Below are 18283 nucleotides of genomic sequence, written 5' to 3'. Positions count from 1 at the left end.
AGAAAAATCATCCGCTGCATCCTTTGAGTATTGAGGCGAGAAATGCTTTAATTTAAGTGTTTCCACTTAGTACTTTACACTCAATTCAACGACTTCACCATCAAATCAGCTCAGACAAAGGCTTTGTATAATCAGTGGAACCAATACAATCATTAAACATTGAATTTATAACAAAGGATAAATTAGTCCTACTCCCTGGAGTAAAGAAATCCTCGCTTGAAGTTCATCCATCAGAGGTTGGTGACAAAAATTTAGTCGGTGGATATGAAGCAAAGGATGCTGTAATTAAGGATCGTCAAGCAGGTGATAATAGCCCAAGCTACACAATGGGCGCACAAGCTTGTACTGCTGGTTACTTACGAGTTAAGGTTGGCATGCAACCAAGCAGTGATATCATGTTTCATTTATTAGGAGTTAAGAATAAGGGTCAAGACCCAACGGAAGTCGTAGAAAAAGAGTTTTTAGAAAAGATCCAAGAATATTTCACCAGTATTGATAATCTAATTAAAATAGCTAAAGACAATAGTGAAGAGCTCCATATTGATTATGTCACCGCAGGCTCGCTAGAACGATCTCAAGGTCAGTCACCACCAGGAGCAGAACCGATTGACGAGGTGATGAAACACAGTAAAGGAGTGCGTAAAGCCGTTGAAACAATTTTAGTAGAACAGACTCAAGCTTTCAAAGACAGAGCTTCTCAGCAGGGAGTGAAGACAACAATCACTTCAAGCAAGTTTGCAAATCAACATAGTATGCTCAATTCAAAGATACCTATCACACCAAAGACCAATTTATATTTTGACGGCAAGAACACTCTATATATTAATGCCGCTATGGCAGAAGAGCAGGAGGGTAAGCAAAATTATATTAGTGATGCTACTAGTGCTGAAGAAATTAAACTACATTATGCAAATATAAAGGTAAGTGAAAATCATTCTGTACCTCAATTAGCTAAAACTATTAATGCAACACAATCTGCATGATAAAATAACCTTATAATGCGCTTCTTTAGTATTTTTATCATAGCTCTAAGTCTAGTTTCTTGCTCTAAGCCAGTAAGCGCTCCAGAAATAACAACAGAGACTCACACCAACTCCAACATTGACTGGAAACATCAATGGGACGATAGTGTTTTCCAGACAGCCAAAGCTCAAAACAAACTCATCATTCTTAGTCTAGAAGCTATTTGGTGTCACTGGTGCCACGTAATGCAAGCAGAAACATATAGTAATCCTCAAGTTGAAAAGCTTCTCCGTGACAACTTTGTTAGTGTTTCTATAGACCAAGACTCCAACTCTGGTTTATCTAATCGCTACAAGAACTACGGCTGGCCTGCAACCATATTGTTTAATTCACAAGGTCAGGAGATAGTCAAAAGAGCTGGCTATATCGAAATTAACGAAATGATTGAATTACTAGAAAACAAAATCAAAGACCCAAGCCCAGACAAAGACTTTAATCGCAAAATAAATTACTCTACAATTAGTTTTTTAAGTAATGAGAATAAATCAACACTTGAAAACAAATACTTAAATAGCTTAGACACCAAGAAAGGTGGCTTGAAAACCGCACAAAAATATATAAACAGAGACACAGTTGAATATGGACTGACACTTGCCAGAACAGACGATAAGGATGCCCAGATAGCCAAGCAACATAGCCTCTTGACCCTCAAAGCTGCTCTAGCACTACTTGACCCGGCATGGGGCGGTTTCTATCAATACTCAACTCATTATGACTGGCAAAGTCCTCACTACGAAAAACTAGCCAAGACCCAAGCAGAATATTTGCGCATTTATTCACTAGCGCAATTGCAAGAGCCTAATAAAGAATTTGCAACTGCTATAGATCAAACAATTAAATACATTGACAAGTTCTTCACAAGTCCGAACAATAGTTTTTATACCAGCCAAGACGCTGATCTAGTGCAAGGACAAAAAGCCACAGATTATTTTTCCCTTAACGACAAAGCCAGAAGGACGAAAGGGATTCCCCGCATAGACAAAAATATCTACGCTGACAAAAACGGCCGTATCATCGAAGCACTCGCTCTAGCTTATAGAGTAAAACAAGATCCCAAAATTCTTGAGCGTGCAGTTAAAGCCATCGAATCAATCAATCAAAGTCACAGAAACCAAGATGGCTCTTACAGCCATGCCAGTCAGGGAGCTTCTTTCCTCTCTGATAATTTATTTATGGCAAGAGCACTATTAGCACTTTATGAAACAACAGCCAAGCCTGAGTATTTACTTCAAGCTCAAGCAACAACTCAATATATTATTGAAAATCATCGAGGCGAAGAACCTGGCTATCTCTCCGACAATAAAACTACAAGAATCCGAAATGCGCAACTCAATTCAATTCTTAAACCAGTACCACTTCTAGATGAAAACATCAAACTTGCCCGCTTCTTCAATAAAATCTCTCACTATCTTGGCGATGAAGCAATCAAAGACCAAGCCAAGTACATCATGTTATACCTAGCAAGTGACAATATCATTGAGACGGGACCATCTGAGCCAGGAATTCTACTACTTAATAATGAATTAGCTGATGACCCAATTCACTTTACAATAGTAGGCTCCAAAAAAGACAAAACAGCCAAAGCACTTTTTGAAATTGCCTTAACTTATCCAAGTGACTACATTAGAGTAGAGTGGTACGACTCCAAAGAAGCCAAATTAATCAATCACGATGTTGATTACCCAGAACTGCCCAAAGCGGCTGCATTTAGCTGCGTCAATCATGCTTGTTCTTTGCCTGTTTATGATGTCAAAGAATTTGCTGCATCAATAAACACCAGTGAGTAGTTAACACTAATTCCGCGAGTGTAGATAAAGGTGACTTCACCTGAAGTCTATAGAAGACTTACAGATATTTACTATATAATAACTATATGAACCCCCTTGTTCAAAATCTCTTCATTCGCTCAATAGGTTTTAGTTATTTACTAGCCTTTGCCTCCTTACTTTCCCAAATCAAAGGCTTAATTGGCTCGACAGGTATACTACCAGCAACAGAGTACCTTACAATACTCAAAACCAAAAGCCTAGGACTATTCGATATACCAAGTATTTTTTGGTTTAATTCAAGTGATAACTTCATGATAATGGCTTGCTTGCTTGGCATCCTTGTCTCTTTTTATTTAGTAATAAGAAGGCAAAAAAACGAACTAGACCTTGTTGAATTTGCCTCACTACTAACACTTTACTTAATTTATCTTTCTTTTGTGAATACCAGTAGAGATTTCTTGAGCTTTCAGTGGGATGTTTTATTACTGGAAGTGGGGGTTCTAACCAGTTTATTTAGCCTCTTCAAAACCAATGAATTTGCTTCCAATATTTTCAAATGGTTATTTCGATTTTTGCTCTTTAAATTAATGTTTATGTCTGGCTTAGTGAAGATCTCAAGCAACGATCCTACTTGGTCTAGCCTCAAAGCACTTGACTTTCATTACTATACACAACCTCTTCCTAATCCATTGAGCTACTTTGTACATCAATTACCAAGCTGGTTTCACAAGCTCAGTATCATTATCATGTTTGTCATTGAACTCATATTGCCTTTCTTTATTTTTTGCAGAAAGAACCTAAGAGAATTGGCAGCTTGGGGATTTGTCCTGTTGCAATTAATCATCATCATGACAGGTAATTATTGCTTCTTTAATTTGTTAAGTATTTTTCTTTGTCTTTGGTTATTTGAAGATTCAACTATCAAACGCTTTATTCCTGAATCATTTGAGCAACAACTTAGCAGTATCAGAACCGTCAGCGGCTCCTTGGAAATCATTAGTGCATTTATCAAAAATAGACTGGCAAGCGTCAAATCTATTGATGCTAGTAATATACTGCGCAAGAGATTAATTAAAATCTCTATCATTAGTTTTGCTATTTTTACAATCATGCTTGATTGCTATTTTATTTTTTCACGCTCACCAATTAAGCTGAAAACCAAACAGCAAGTCATACTCAAAGTAAGCCCATTAATACAGCCGTTTCGCTACTATTTTATTAATAACGCTTATGGGCTTTTTGCCAATATGACAACTAGCCGCAAAGAGATTATCATCCAAGGAGCCAATGAAGATCTTAATTGGCAAGAATATGAATTTAAATACAAACCACAAAATCCTCAAAAACTTCCTCAACAAATAGCACCTTATCAACCAAGACTCGATTGGCAAATGTGGTTTGCTGCTTTGAGCCCAAGACCAAGTCCTTGGTTTATGCAATTTACCGGAAGGCTACTTAATAATGAGAAAGAAGTGACCAACTTAATTAAAACTAATCCCTTCCCAGATAAAGCACCAAAATATATTAGAGCATTGCTTTATGACTACAAATTCACAAGCTTGGATGAATACAGCAAAACTAAGAACTACTGGAAACCAAAGCTTCTAGGTGTTTACCTCCCGAAGACCTCACTAAGGCAATAATCTCAATCATTCGCTCTTGCCACCAATAAACATCTCCCCAAGAAGCAAAACCCATATGGCCGCCGTGAGCGGATGTCTCCAGAAAAACATTGTCATTTTGAATAGCACTCTGAACTGGATAGCAATCACCAGCTAAGAATGGGTCATCAAGCGAGTTAATAACAAAACTTGGTACTTTAATATCATCAAGGTATTTTTTGCAACTAGCTTTATCCCAATAATCATACTCGTCCTTAAATCCATTTAGTGGTGCAGTATAAGCTCTATCGTAATCATAAAAACTCTTGAGCTTGGAAAAATCCTTGTCATCGATTTGACCAGGAAATTTTTTAATTTTCTTTTTGATCTTTCTATGTAATCGATACAAAAAATATTTCATATAAATCGCATTCTCTGGCTTTGCTAGCTCATGAGCACAGGCCTCTAGACAAAGTGGTACGGCAAAAGTAATTCCTAATTTAATTTTATCCATCACAGAACTGCCTTGCTCACCTAAATATTTAAGCACCAAGTTACCGCCAATACTAAAACCAATTAAATAGATACTTTCATAGTTCGTTTGTACATGATCAATCAACAAAGCAAGATCTTCTGTCTTGCCGCTATGGTAAGACTTGACCAAGTTATTCGGTTCTCCGCTACAATCTCTATAATTCATAGCAAGAGCATCGATACCACTCAAATTGAGACTTTTTACTGCGTGATTAATATAATGACTTTGGCTACTACCTTCAAGTCCATGACAAACGATGGCAAGCTCTTTGCTATTAGTTTTGGACCAATCCAAATCCAAAAAATCATTGTCAGGAGTTATGATTCGCTCTCTGACGTAATCAACTTTGGCACTAGTTCTCAACAAAGAAGGAAGGATCGTTCCAAGGTGTGGATTTTGAAAAATCCACGGCGCCTTATAACTTGATTCTTTGACAATTGGCATTAGTCTATGATTGTAACTTAATTGGTTCTAAGATTGACTCAGCTTGAATAAATTTGTTATCCCTAGTATTTGCAAGCAGGTAACCAGCCGCTTCAAGGTAACTATTCATGAGCTTATGTGGGATATTAAAAATATCAGCTGTATCATCCAGGTCCGTAGTATTGTTCTTAACACACAAAAGTTCAACCTCGTGTTTCCAGCACTCAATCATTGGCACTCCATTACAACAATCATAGGGCACCACCAAGTTGGCTACATCATGAATAATGATATCGCCAGGCTTGCGAGTTAACCCAAGTTCAGCGGGGTTGGTATAACCGCTGCTCAAGACTTTATAATTAGATTCAAGTGGTATGATTTGCGGCGAGGCTTGCAAACACTTGAATACAGAAGCCAAAAAACTCTCACTTAAGTATTCAGCTGCAACTCTTGGAGCAACCGGTTCTAGTTTAGTTTTTATTTTGCTGCGCACAATTGGAGCATGAGCAGATGGCAATAAAAATACTTGCGAGACCAAGTGTGAGATTTTCGCTTCTATAGAACCAATTGGATCAAAACCTTGTGCTTTAGAATAATCCTGAGCTGCTTGAGATTGCGGATCTTCATCTAGAACTGCAAGCAAGGCAAAAGCAGTAGCACCGGCATCACGTGCTCTATCACAAGCTTCTAGTAAAGTATTAGGGTTACTAATCTTGATCAAATCGTTTGCAGCAATCGGCTCCTGAGTATAAAAAATCTCAGGGATTATATCCAAACCATAAACAACAGTGGCAGCATCAAGGCAAGTCTGCGTCAACAAGCGCTCTTCGGGCGTGGCAGCACCATCAACCACAACGGCAATCTTGTGTTTTACTCCAAGGCGCAAAGCAACTTGATTTGCAAAAAACCTATCAAGCAAATATCCCTCAACCACAACTACATTACTAGGAATATCCGTCAACAAAGCTCCATTGACGACATTTGGATGAGTAATTAAAATATCCGAAGCTTTGGCTAGCAACTTACAAACGGGATTAGCATCAGCAGCGTAACCGCCAATAGCAGCACCAATCCCGGTTGGGACAATCATACAATTGATATTTCTCGGCACTGACATCTATCTAAATAAAGCAGTTTCTTTAATATTAAAAGTCTTCACAATAGTAAAGATCAAGGTCTTGGTGATAAACAAAGAACTAACCAAACTCAGTAAAACACCAATCAGAAGAGTGATCGCAAAGCCTTTAACAATGCCTGTTCCAAAGATAATCAAGATCAAACAAACCATTGATGTATTCATGTTTGAGTCAAAAATACTTGTATAAGCTCTATCAAAACCATCACGCAAACCAATAAATACAGACTTACCCTGGCTCATTTCTTCTTTGGTTCTTTCGAAGATCAAGATGTTAGCGTCAACCGCCATACCAATACTAAGAATAAAACCAGCAAGTCCAGCAAGTGTTAGAGTCACATTGTCTTGATAAACATAGAAAGCAAGCAGAACATAAATCCCAAGTGAAATAGCAGCAACCAAACCAGGTAAGCGATAAACAATAATCATGAATAACATGACTGCAAGGAAGCCCCAAAGACCAGCCTTAAAACTTTTCTCGATGGATACTTGGCCAAGCGTGGCACCGATAGATCTTTCTTGTAGGATTTTAACGGGTACAGGAAGAGCACCGGCATTAAGTTGAACGGCAAGATCTTGCGCTTCTTCAACACTAAAGTTGCCAGTGATTTGTCCGGAACCAGCAGTAATCGCACTTCTGACACTCGGTGAGGAGATAATATTGCCATCAAGCGAGATACCAAGTGGTTTGTTAATAAGTCTTGAAGTCAAATCACCAAAAGCCTTGGCAGCTTGAGGTTTAAGCTCAAAATCAATAGCCCAAGATCCAACTCCATCAGTACTTACAGAAGCTCTCTTGAGATCAGCACCAGTGATTCCAGTACCAACCCAAAGTTGTTCTTCATCGGTACCAGATTTAAGTTCTTTAAATTCGAGATTGGCTGTTTTAAGTAGCCTTCTTTTAACTGCAGCAGGGTCAGCACCTGGTACTTCAACCAGAATTCTATCCTTACCAACTTGTTGTACTACAGCTTCAGTTGTACCAGAAGCATTCACTCTATTCTCAAAGACTTTTACTAGACCACGCATCACATCAGGAGTAATTACTGAGACCTGTGGAGTAGTTCTAGCTTGAAATTCAAACTGCGAACCACCAATCAAATCTAAACCAAGTTTGAGCTTGGTGAAAACATGAAAGTTGGGCTTACTGTATACAAGTTGTTGTTTCAACTTGTCATAATTTGGCTCCGTACTGGTTCGGTCGATAACGACCAAGCCTTTAAAAGCAAATATTGTTACCGCTATTATTAATATGATTCTAAGATTGTCTTTGATGAACTGCATTGTGATTTCCTTTAAAAAATAGACCCTTAAAGCCTACTAACGATAAAAGTATACAGCATAGTTTGCACTATAGACTTGTTTTGAAAGTCGGAATTATCTCCAAAGGCAACACCCACATTCCGCGCGGTTGCTACCTTTGTTGAGCGACCTGTACATCAAAACTTTGTTTCAAAACAGGTCTAATACAAAGTCTCACCCCTTATTTGACACGTGCTCTGTACGGTCAGAACCTGTTTTCATGCAGCCGACAAGAAAAACTTCGTTTTTTAGCGTGTCCTATATAGCTAATGATTTAGATCAAGTCACGACACGTTTAATAAATTCGGCATGATATACAGAGCAGTCTGGCAAAGTCTCTTTAGCTAAACCATGAATAGTTTTAAGGTTTTTTTCTTTATTAATAAAACCAAGCATTGTTGAACCAGAGCCACTAAGCAAAACCTGATCGCAGCCAATTTTAAGTAGTTGAAGTTTAATCTCAACTAGCTCAGGATAATTATCAAAAATAACAGTTTCAAAAGCATTGTAAAATCCAAGCTTAGTATTGTCAGCTTTAGCTTTAATAGTTGGATTAATTAATTTATAAGCCTCAGCTGTTTCAATTCCAAAACTTGGTTTAACTAATATCAGTTCATTGTATTTATCAAAATCAAAAGTTTTTGGTAGCTCTTTAAAATCTTCACCTCTCGATTCAGCATAAACTCTAGTTTGTTTAATACTATGTAGACAAAAAGGCACGTCAGAACCAAGTTGAAGAGCGATACCGAGTAATTCTTTTTCGCTAAGTGAACAATCAAAGTTCTCCAAGAAAAAAATATTCAATGCTCTTAAAGTCGCTGCAGCGTCAGCACTTGCGCCTCCAAGCCCTGCTTGCATCGGAATTCGTTTATCTATAAAGATTGATAAATTGATACTTGAAACTAAATCCAACAAATCTGCAGTGTCTTCACCAGGGAAATTAGCAAAATAGCATTCAACTGCTCTACTGACTAAATTACTCAAACCCAAGGCCCGAATCGCCTCATCGTTAGAATCAATCTCTAATACAAACTCAATCTCTTCTGTTCGCTCTTCGTCATTCTCGGCACAGGACAAAGTGATTTCAAAGGTCAGATGATCTTCTAGGTTAATTGCCTGAAAAACCGTCTTGATATTGTGATATTCATCGTCACGCTTATCAGTAACGTCCAAAAAGAGATTAATCTTGGCTGGAGCTCTTTCTAAATAAACGGCTTTTTTACTAAGTACCACAAGGGAATTATACCCCTGTTCCTAACCCCACCCCTAACCCCACCCCGGGTATCACAAAAAGCACACCCCGGGTATGGGGTTTTTGTGATACCCGGGGTGGGGTTTGTGAATGTGCTAATATAGATTGCACTGTGGAGTCAACACTGATAAATAAAAATGAGTTAGAACACTCAAAACTTAGAGACCAAAAGAGCTCTAAGGATATTAAGGTCGTTACCGCACCTGCACAAATTAGTGCAGTACCTCCCTGGTCCCTAGCAGCAGAAATTGGGCTTGAACCCGGTGACAAAATCATTGCGATCAATGGAAACAAATTACGTGACATCATGGATTTTGAGTTTCAGTTCAGACAAAACGACGAACTTGAATTATTAATCAAAAAACCAGATGAATCAGAAATAATTATTGAATTAGAAAAAGATCCTGATGATGTACTTGGGGTGGAGTTTCATACACCACTTTTTAATGGAGTGCAAGAATGTGCCAACAAATGCCCTTTTTGTTTCATTGAAAATCAACCTTATGAGCAAACTCGAGAGAGCTTGCACTTGCGTGATGATGATTTCAGGTTAAGTTACTTACACGGTAGTTATGTCACACTAACCAATCTCAGTTTCTCTGATCGTAAAAGAATTGAAGAATTGAGACCCGGACCACTTTATGTATCGGTGCACGCAACAGACCCCGAAGTGCGCAATAAAATGCTCGGACGCAAAAAATCTCCACCAATTATTGACGAACTTAAATGGCTCGACTCACTTGGTATCCCCGTCCACACGCAAGTTGTACTCTGTCCAGAGATGAACGACGGCAAGCACCTACTACAAACTATCAAAGAACTTTACGCACTTAAAGATAGCCCTGTACTTAGCCTCGCCGTAGTGCCAGTGGGTCTGACTAAATTTCACAGAGGTGGCTTAAGAAGATTTACTACTGATGAGGCTTTTGCTGTTGTAGACATGGTTCAGAAATGGGAAGCAGAAAATCCCAAGCATGCCAACTTCGTATTTCTTTCTGACGAGTGGTTCTTAATGACTCATAGCCCAATTCCAGAACAGAACTACTATGGCGAGTATCCGCAGCTTGAAGATGGAGTGGGGATGACTAGATTGTTTTTAAATGAAGTTGAAGCAGAGCTACGCTCGTTGGGAATAGTGAATAGGGGAAAAGGAATAGGGAAAAAAGTTTCTTGGATAAATGGCTCAATGTCAAAACCAATCGTCGACCAAGTCTCCTCCAAAATCAACCAAGCTCTCACTGGCATTGAGCTTAAACCTATTTGCCTCGATTCACTTTTCTGGGGTACAACTAATGTCTCCGGCTTACTGACAGGTAATGATATTTATTCTGCGCTAAAGTATGTACCAAAAGAAATGCTTGGAGAGCTAATCATCATTCCTTCTGTAATGCTGAAAGATCGCACAGAGATTTTTTTGGATGATATGAGCCTTCAAGAACTTGAAACTAAACTAGGACTGCCTTGCAAAAAGGCTTGGGGTGCCAAAGAGTTGATTGAAGTAGTAACTTCTTTATAAAGTTTTGCCATGAATTTAACTTACTCGGCTGCAAGCAACCGAGGTTTCACTAGATTCGGAATAAACCTCAGTTAACTGAGCTGGAATTGTTCAGGGCTGCTGAATACGACGGAAAGACGTAACGTAGTAGCTGGAGATTTCCGAACAGGCTCTCATTATTGCTTAACAAACTTGCCTGAAGTAACTCTATAAATACACATACGCTCTTCATTTGGATCACCAAGCTCATTAAAACTAATCTTGCCGGTAATACCAACGTGTTTAGTTTTATGCATCTGCTCTTTAAGTGAAGTATTGTTTGCAATAGAAGCTTCAATCGCTTCTATTAAAATATTAGTCGCATCATAACTATTCATCGCAAAAGCAGAAGCAGTTACTTTATAAGTATTCTCAAATCTATTGACAAATTCATTAGTCAAGCTAGGATCGTCTCCAAGAGAGCTTCCTGTAACAAAGGCTCCTTCAGCACGTAATCCAGCTTCCTTAATAAATCCAGGACTGAAAACACCATCAGCTCCGATAAATTTAATATCCTGCTTGGCGTTCAGCGCAAGCTCTTTAACTATCTGCGCAGCATCACCATACTCACCAATAAATATCAATACCTGACTTTTAAGTGCTTCGATTTCTTTGTGATACTGACTTGCCGCTTGTTCAAGTGCTTTGATTTCAATTAACTTGTGTTTGCCTTGTTTAATAATTACGTTCTCAATTAAAGTAGCTAAAGTCGAACCATAAATCGTCCCATTGTTAAAAACACTAACTTTGATTGGAGCTTCTAGACCAAGCTGGTCCAATAGTGCAACCATCAACTCAGCTTGTTTGTCATCACGTGCAATCGTTCTATAAACATAGCCACTCGCTCCTGGTCTTTCAGTAAACCAAGGATGCGTAGAAGCCGGACTAATTTGCACGATATTGTGCTCAGCATATATTTTAGACGCCTCAATAGATGTTTGTGAAGTCAAATGTCCAATGACTCCTTGGACTTCATTAGCTACAAACTTGTTTGCACACTCAATTGCAATAGCGACGCTAGCTTTATCATTACAAACAATCAGTTCAACTGGTCTAGAGTTAATCCCATCATTCTCATTTATATCTTCAACCGCTAATTTTGCAGCATTAACAATTGACTTAGCAAGCTCGAGGTATGGTCCATCAAGCGGCACTGCAATCCCAATATAAACTGGATCAGAATCAACCTTGATCAATTCACGCTCAGCTGCTGTAACTGGCATATAGTTATTAGCAATCACAATATCTTGTCCGCGACTATAGATATAGCTCCTAAATTTTTTAAGGCTTCTTTTTTTCTTGGCTAATTTAATTTTACTGGGATTGTAATATAGTTTGACATCACGGAATAAAGGATAGTAACCCTCATCGATATTGGTTTTACTCGCAGGCAAATTATCAATATTGATAGTTTTGATAGTTTCATCAAGATCACGAAAAGAAAGATAGGAAATTGCATTATCAAACTTGCTAACTGCAACTCTCGCTTCTTCTGCTCCAGTAACAACACGAACAGGTTCTGGTATTAGCCTAGTTTCAAACAACTTAGAATAAAGAGCAATGTAATCAGGATTAGTGAGATCTTGATCAACTACTAAAATCGGTTGATCTTTACCAGTCCAAGACTTCCAGCTATTTACTTCACGAGCAAAAATCTTTTGCAAGTCGCTGCGATTCAAATTATTTATTTTATTTGCAAGATTGGTAACTATCACCAATGGATCTTTGGCAATAATTTCAGAACTCAAATCAGGGCTCTCTTTTAAATCACCAATAAAAATATCAATACTACCATCGAGCAAAGCTGCCTTTGCTCTCGCTTGATTCAGTTGCTGATTAGAGATTCCTAGTTTGTTCTTGCCATATTGCTTGGTAATTTCACTAAGTAAGGATGCCTCCGTTTTGAGACTTGCAATATTGAGCTCTTTTAATTCCGTTTCAGGAATTAATTTATTAACGCAAGCCGTTGCCAGACATAGTGTCAAAATCAAAGCAATAAATTTGTAGCTAAACTTGTTCAAGAACTTAATTATAGATGCTTAGTTATAAGCTCTAGAGTTTATTAACCTATTTAATAAAGATCTTCTAAATCATCCAACTCACTTGGGTCGATGCCCAGCTCTTCCAGGTCATGATCAAGGTCTAAGTCGTGTGCTGATTGCTTACGAGGGGATTGGATCTGAGGGGGAGTAGTAGGTTGGCTTTGGGCCGTGATTTGTTTTTGGTCAAAGGCCTTTTGATTTAATTTAGCTTTGGGGTGATTTCCATGGAGTTTAGTTTTATTAATTTTGATGCCAAATTGATTACCAACAATCACCAAATTTCCTGAGGCAATAGCTTTCTGACCTGGTGCCATCAAAGTGAGCTGCGAATCCATCAATAAACCAAGTGGCAAAATTCCACCTGACTCAAGTTCTATAATTTTTTGTAATGGCATCTGTACAGATTTAAACTGAGCCGTAAGCTCTACAGGTAAATCAGTTAGAATGTCATCGCTATTGTTTTCTTCAGTCATATTCAACATCTCTAGTCCATCATAATACATAGACGTGTAATCAGGATTATCTTTCCCGGGAATTGAAAGATTTATGTATAATTTTTCAAAATCATTCTTCCTCCACAGAATATGGCTAATATCGCTGTCATCAAGCACAACTAAATCACCAGCTTCGAGCCCACGTATCTCACTTATCTTCAATTTGCTCTTGCCGACGGTAAGGTCAAGCGGCACTTCAATATTCAAACCACTAAGCATTGACCTGAAATCAGGCTGTTCATAAGCCTGACGGAGCCCTTTCGGTACTATTCCTGGGGGTATCCCAATAGCTAAAGAACCTATTTCATGATTATCAAGTTCTATAACCCAAACTAAGTAGACGTATGTACCATGGGCATTCGCTGTACCAACTCTCCAATAATCTCTCCAAAAATTCTCTAATTCAATAAAAAAGTTTTCAAAGATATTCATCTCGAGCTTACTAAGATCTTTGAGTTTGAATTCAGGCTTCTTGCCGTCAAGGTTAAGCTTGGTTTTCCTTTCACCCAAAGACAAGTTAAGCAAGCCTTTGATCAGATCCTTGTTGACCCTGAACTGTCCATTCAAACGTGTGTCCGAATCCCATTCAGCGACCAAACCTTTCCAAGCTTGATCTTTAATATCTTTAGTTACAGCGACTAATCTACTTTTAGTTTCTAAACCCCAAAAATCATTGATTAATTCATAAACATTATAGTTTGATTCAAACCAAGGAATTAAATCATCAAGATACAAAAACCTTGATTGATTAAACTCAAGGCCTAGTGTTTCGTTAGTTGTTCTCACTTCAGATTGCATCTTTTAAATACTCATTGCTATCCTATACACAACAGTAGATATTTCTAGCTTACCCTTGACTAATTTAAGAAATAACTCAACAACTCGTCTATCGAGTCTAGATATTCCTCGGTATTTTCACCAAATGATTATACCCACAATCAGATAAGATTCAAGCCAATGCGTGACATACACCAATTTCACACAGCCGTCCAGATCTTATCTGAAAGAAGAGACTGAAGGTCAAGCGGTATGTGGCTTCGGGTATATAAAGAATGCCCATGATTCTAAACTACTACGAAAAGGGTAATAAAGAAGATCCACTGGTGCTGTTTATACATGGCAGCGCTAGTGATGCAACCGTCTGGCTAACTGAGCTCAATCTTATATCTGCACAAGGATTTTATTGTCTTGCCTTTGATTTGCGCGGACATGGTGAGACCAGACTCATGGCTCAGCCTAAAGCTCACATGAAAATAGATATCCACTCTCACGTTCATGACCTCAAAGATACACTAAATCACCTAGGCATAGCCGAAGACAGAAAAGTAACAATCGTCACTCACAGTTTTGGTGGGCTAGTTGCAATAGATTTTGCCGAACACTATCCTGAGAGAGTCGAGAAATTAATTCCTATCTGCCTTCCTCCAAAATTAATTTTTCCGATGAGTAATTTTCTAGAAATACTTCTCGGCAAACCACTGGAAATCATTCAAGCCAATCTTGATTTCTTGCAAAAAACCAAACTACGTTCTCGTTATAAATCATCAATCATGACTAACGCACACGTGCTTCAAGAAATTTATAAATACGTCAAAACCTGGAACAGTTTCAAAAAAGTTCCACGACTTAAAACCAAAATATATTTTGCTGCTGGTCGTTTTGATATGGTGGCACCATACAACTTAGTTTATCGCTTACATGAACTTAGTCCAAATGCCGAATATGAATTATTCAAATGGTCGGGTCATGCATTAATGGAAGATGAGCCTGAAAAATTCCAACGTTGGTTGGTTCACTGTGTCTCAGAAAAAATTGACGCAGCGGCAATCAAGCTTCCTAGCTAAGGACAATCTGCAAAATAGCAAAGCAGCCAAGTCTGTTTCATACTCACTAGCGAATAAACAAGTACAAAAGCATAAACAACAAAAGCACATAGCATCCCAGTTGCATCTCAACAAGAAACTTGTACAAGGTTCTAAGTAACCAATTCTGGTGATAGACCTTTTGATAAATCATTCCCAATTCAAGTGACTGACAATAATCCGGCCGCGTCAAAATCATTGTGTGTAAAGGCTTGACTGGATCTTCATAAATCAAAGCCATTTGATAACCAAGCAGACCTTGTTCTAGATGCTTCAATTCCTGCAATTTATCAGTCTGCTTAAAGTACTTAAACAGAAACTCGAAATTAACAGCTTGTGCAACTGAGTTGCCATAGTAACAAGGCTCGCAAGCATCCATCCCTGGTTTACTAGCAGCATTAAAATCAGAACAAACAATCAAACCGTTTGGTTTCAACAAGATCAAAAAATTTCTTAAGGCAGCAAGCGAACCATAAGAATAAACAACGCTTGAATCTCTTCCTTTTCTAAAACAAGTCTCAAGAATCTCACGATGCTCCATCGGCAACTCATCATCAATATCAATCTCAACAAAACGATGACGTTTTTTAAGTCGTTTAACCCACTTGCCTCGAGCAAGCCAAAATCCTTTGCTATTTTCTCTATCGATTAATTCTTGCGGATCTTCAATGCTTAAATATTTCTCAAAATACCTCTCTTTGGACCTAGCAACAATCCTTGCCGGAAATTGATCTAACAAATAATTCGCCATCACTAAGTCATAAGACTCTTTCTCAAGTCCAGAGTATCTATCCAATGCATCAAAAACCTTGTATTGAATAATTTGCTTAAATTCATCGAGACGACCAGACTCTGCTAGCTCATCTAAAGTTGTCTGCGAAAAATCACTAATGTGATATTCAAGTCTCTCAAAGAAATCATGTCCTTCATAAACGCAAATCTCGCGAAAAGCAGAGATAAAGTTCTTTGCAAACTCTCCAAAACCAGCACCAACCTCAAGAATCCGAATTGGTCCTTGAGCTTCTAGTGATATTAAATTTGAAACAAAGAGTCGGGCCTTTTTATAAGCTTCAGTGAAATTAGATACACCTGAATATGGTATATGTCCTTTACGCCAAGCCTTTAAGCCAACGGTTTGGAAATAATCCTTATGTATTCTCCAAATCCTTGATTCATCGAATCTCTCATATGGCAAATAACTAACCAAAGTAAATTGGCCCTTCTTTTGTTTGCTTTAAATGCGTAATTGCTGTCTAGATAGCGTTGTAGCCGTCTTCAAAACCATCTAATTCTTGATGAGCAATAAGACCATAAAGACCTTGTCCTGTAGCAGCAACAAGTCTAAAAGGAAGTTTGATAATCCATCCAAGACCTTTCATGACCTTACAATCTTTTTTGCATGACTTGCAAGTATCACTGCTTGGTGAAGTTCTGTAGAATCCTCCAGCAAGTACCGGACTTGCAGTGAATGCAATTAATAACGCGATAATAAGTGTTCTTTTCATAACAATAGAGTATATCTCTAATGTCAACCGTTGTAAAGCATCATGCTAGAATTTGTCCCTGAATGGGCGAACAATCAGGGCAGTTCTCGGTAATAAATGTATGTGCAGTGCTAGGTGGCTTATCTGTATTTCTATTTGGTTTAGAGATGATGAGCGCCAACCTACGTAAAGTAGCAGGCAATACCCTCAAACTCATTCTGGAAAAAGCAACTGATAGTCCACTCGCTGGTGTCCTTGTCGGCACCCTTGTTACAGCACTCATCCAAAGTAGTAGTGCTACAACCTCCATTCTTATATCTTTTGTTCAATCGCAATTGATGACTTTTGAGAGAAGTGTCGCAGTGATACTAGGTGCCAATATTGGTACCACCATAACCGCCCAGATAGTAGCTTTCAAAATCACTCATTGGTCACTGGCAATTATCGCTGTTGGATTTTTATGTAAATTAATTTCCAAGCGAACTAAAACCAAAAACATTTGGTACGTAGTTCTTGGCTTAGGTTTTATTTTTTACGGGCTTGAAATCATGTCAACAGCAATGAGTGTACTGAGAGACTCTCAATTCTTCCTAGATTTGATACAAAGTCTTGAACATGTTGGCTTTGGAATTTTAGTTGGTGCTGTTTTCACTGCCCTAATTCAATCAAGTAGTGCCAGTATCGGTATTGTCATTGGACTAGCTATGCAAAACCTGATCAGTATCGAAGCGGCTGTACCAATCATACTTGGAGCCAATATAGGTACCTGCGTAACAGCCTGCCTGGCTTCCATTGGCACTAGCTCAGCAGCCAAGCGAGTAGCAGCAGCTCATGTCATGTTTAATGTTGGTGGAGTTTTACTCTTTGCTTTTTGGGTGCCGACTTTTATTGATTTCATAAAATACTTTACGCCAAATGGCGATACACCAAGACTCGTAGCAAATGCTCAAAGTAGTTTTAATATCATTGCTACGATCGTATGGTTTCCGTTTATCAAACAATTAGAGTACCTTGCCCGTACAGTAGTACCAGAAGACAAAGACCCTCAAAGACTCAAATATATCTTTCCGCGAGTGAGTTCGGTAAGCAAATCTGCAGACATCCTCTTGATTCACTCAGTAGAAGCAATCAAGAATTACAAAAACGTAGTAAAAGAAATGCTTTGGCTATCGCGTGATTACTTCATTAAAGAGAATCAAGGCAAAGATCAATTAGAAGCAATCTCAAAACTCAGGGAATATCAAAAAGAACTTCGTTCTGACTTACTAGATTTCTTAAGCCGCATTGTCAAACTCAGACTATCACTTACTGATGTCTCTAAAGTACTTCATCAAATCACACTAGTCAATGAAATAGAACATATTGCCTATAAATTAGAAGCGTCGATGGAAAGCCTACACGAAAAACTTCCCCAGTTTGATACCAGCTATCTTAACCTAGAGGACTATTTCAAACAAAGCGTAAAATGTTTTTCCAAGTCATGCAATGCAGTCTTGCGTGATTCAAAGCCAGAATCCAAAAGAATCTTTGAACACCTTAGTTCACTCAAAATCATTGAGGAAGATCTTCGTAACAGATCAACTGATGCTGTCAGGGAAGATCAAAGCCATGAAGACTATGAAACAGAGAAACTAAACCTCTGGGTGCTTGAATTTCTGCGTAGTGTCAACTCTACTTCAAGAAGAATTTCACAGATTCTGCTTGATTAACCTAGCTTTAACCTAGTTTCGCTACATCTTTAATGTGGAGCTAAATCCTTACGAATCAGACCTTTTGGTCTTACACAAAGAACTGAAAAGACAAGAAGAAGAGTTTCTTCAGTCTTTG

At 38.4% G+C, this 18283-nt stretch carries 14 protein-coding genes; 6 read left to right on the top strand and 8 right to left on the bottom strand.

The window, feature by feature from the left end:
• Positions 1–134 precede the first annotated feature (134 nt).
• The 3 genes from O3C63_06655 to O3C63_06645 all read left to right on the top strand — a co-directional run bounded on the left by O3C63_06655 (position 135) and on the right by O3C63_06645 (position 4435).
• Positions 135–983, top strand: coding sequence for a hypothetical protein (locus O3C63_06655; protein MDA0772607.1), 849 nt, complete (start codon positions 135–137; stop codon positions 981–983).
• A gap of 15 nt (positions 984–998) precedes the next feature.
• Positions 999–2810, top strand: a complete 1812-nt coding sequence (locus O3C63_06650) for a DUF255 domain-containing protein (GenBank protein ID MDA0772606.1) — start codon at positions 999–1001, stop codon at positions 2808–2810.
• A gap of 86 nt (positions 2811–2896) precedes the next feature.
• Entirely contained in the window at positions 2897–4435 is a 1539-nt protein-coding gene (locus O3C63_06645; protein MDA0772605.1) for a lipase maturation factor family protein, read from the top strand.
• On the opposite strand, the gene O3C63_06640 is transcribed toward O3C63_06645, so the two are convergent.
• From O3C63_06640 to ispE, 4 genes are all read right to left on the bottom strand, one after another.
• Entirely contained in the window at positions 4371–5372 is a 1002-nt protein-coding gene (locus O3C63_06640; GenBank protein ID MDA0772604.1) for an alpha/beta hydrolase, read from the bottom strand. The genes O3C63_06645 and O3C63_06640 overlap by 65 nt on opposite strands.
• Before the next feature lie 4 nt (positions 5373–5376).
• Positions 5377–6441, bottom strand: a complete 1065-nt coding sequence (locus O3C63_06635; GenBank protein MDA0772603.1) for a DUF3326 domain-containing protein — start codon at positions 6439–6441, stop codon at positions 5377–5379.
• Positions 6442–6468: 27 nt separating this feature from the next.
• Complete coding sequence (secD, locus tag O3C63_06630; protein MDA0772602.1) at positions 6469–7770, bottom strand: protein translocase subunit SecD; 1302 nt, start codon at positions 7768–7770, stop codon at positions 6469–6471.
• Positions 7771–8067: 297 nt separating this feature from the next.
• Positions 8068–9021, bottom strand: coding sequence for a 4-(cytidine 5'-diphospho)-2-C-methyl-D-erythritol kinase (gene ispE, locus O3C63_06625; protein ID MDA0772601.1), 954 nt, complete (start codon positions 9019–9021; stop codon positions 8068–8070).
• A 131-nt stretch (positions 9022–9152) separates the two neighbouring features.
• On the opposite strand from ispE, the gene O3C63_06620 reads away from it, so the two are divergent.
• Positions 9153–10556, top strand: coding sequence for a DUF512 domain-containing protein (locus tag O3C63_06620; protein ID MDA0772600.1), 1404 nt, complete (start codon positions 9153–9155; stop codon positions 10554–10556).
• Positions 10557–10711: 155 nt separating this feature from the next.
• On the opposite strand, the gene O3C63_06615 is transcribed toward O3C63_06620, so the two are convergent.
• Together O3C63_06615 and O3C63_06610 are read right to left on the bottom strand one after the other, a co-directional pair.
• Positions 10712–12565, bottom strand: coding sequence for an ABC transporter substrate-binding protein (locus O3C63_06615; protein MDA0772599.1), 1854 nt, complete (start codon positions 12563–12565; stop codon positions 10712–10714).
• A gap of 80 nt (positions 12566–12645) precedes the next feature.
• On the bottom strand, positions 12646–13908 hold the full coding sequence (locus O3C63_06610; protein MDA0772598.1) for a FliM/FliN family flagellar motor switch protein: 1263 nt from the start codon (positions 13906–13908) through the stop codon (positions 12646–12648).
• Positions 13909–14162: 254 nt separating this feature from the next.
• On the opposite strand from O3C63_06610, the gene O3C63_06605 reads away from it, so the two are divergent.
• Positions 14163–14954, top strand: coding sequence for an alpha/beta hydrolase (locus O3C63_06605; protein MDA0772597.1), 792 nt, complete (start codon positions 14163–14165; stop codon positions 14952–14954).
• Between the two features lie 46 nt (positions 14955–15000).
• On the opposite strand, the gene O3C63_06600 is transcribed toward O3C63_06605, so the two are convergent.
• Together O3C63_06600 and O3C63_06595 are read right to left on the bottom strand one after the other, a co-directional pair.
• The gene (locus O3C63_06600; GenBank protein ID MDA0772596.1) at positions 15001–16167 is read right to left on the bottom strand and encodes an SAM-dependent methyltransferase; all 1167 of its coding nucleotides are present in this window, start codon (positions 16165–16167) and stop codon (positions 15001–15003) included.
• Between the two features lie 58 nt (positions 16168–16225).
• Complete coding sequence (locus tag O3C63_06595) at positions 16226–16477, bottom strand: hypothetical protein (GenBank protein ID MDA0772595.1); 252 nt, start codon at positions 16475–16477, stop codon at positions 16226–16228.
• Between the two features lie 62 nt (positions 16478–16539).
• Here O3C63_06595 and O3C63_06590 point away from each other — a divergent pair, with 62 nt between their 5' ends.
• Entirely contained in the window at positions 16540–18165 is a 1626-nt protein-coding gene (locus O3C63_06590; GenBank protein ID MDA0772594.1) for a Na/Pi cotransporter family protein, read from the top strand.
• Positions 18166–18283 lie beyond the last annotated feature (118 nt).

The organism is Cyanobacteriota bacterium (assembly GCA_027618255.1).
Taxonomy (GTDB): domain Bacteria; phylum Cyanobacteriota; class Vampirovibrionia; order LMEP-6097; family LMEP-6097; genus JABHOV01.
This window is presented reverse-complemented; position numbering and strand designations above follow the sequence as displayed.

Coding starts and splice junctions, on each gene's coding strand:
- O3C63_06650 (MDA0772606.1), top strand. CDS start 999: ATGCGCTTCTTTAGTATTTTTATCATAGCTCTAAGTCTAGTTTCTTGC.
- O3C63_06645 (MDA0772605.1), top strand. CDS start 2,897: ATGAACCCCCTTGTTCAAAATCTCTTCATTCGCTCAATAGGTTTTAGT.
- O3C63_06640 (MDA0772604.1), bottom strand. CDS start 5,372: ATGCCAATTGTCAAAGAATCAAGTTATAAGGCGCCGTGGATTTTTCAA.
- O3C63_06635 (MDA0772603.1), bottom strand. CDS start 6,441: ATGATTGTCCCAACCGGGATTGGTGCTGCTATTGGCGGTTACGCTGCT.
- secD (MDA0772602.1), bottom strand. CDS start 7,770: ATGCAGTTCATCAAAGACAATCTTAGAATCATATTAATAATAGCGGTA.
- O3C63_06610 (MDA0772598.1), bottom strand. CDS start 13,908: ATGCAATCTGAAGTGAGAACAACTAACGAAACACTAGGCCTTGAGTTT.
- O3C63_06605 (MDA0772597.1), top strand. CDS start 14,163: ATGCCCATGATTCTAAACTACTACGAAAAGGGTAATAAAGAAGATCCA.
- O3C63_06595 (MDA0772595.1), bottom strand. CDS start 16,477: ATGAAAAGAACACTTATTATCGCGTTATTAATTGCATTCACTGCAAGT.
- O3C63_06590 (MDA0772594.1), top strand. CDS start 16,540: ATGGGCGAACAATCAGGGCAGTTCTCGGTAATAAATGTATGTGCAGTG.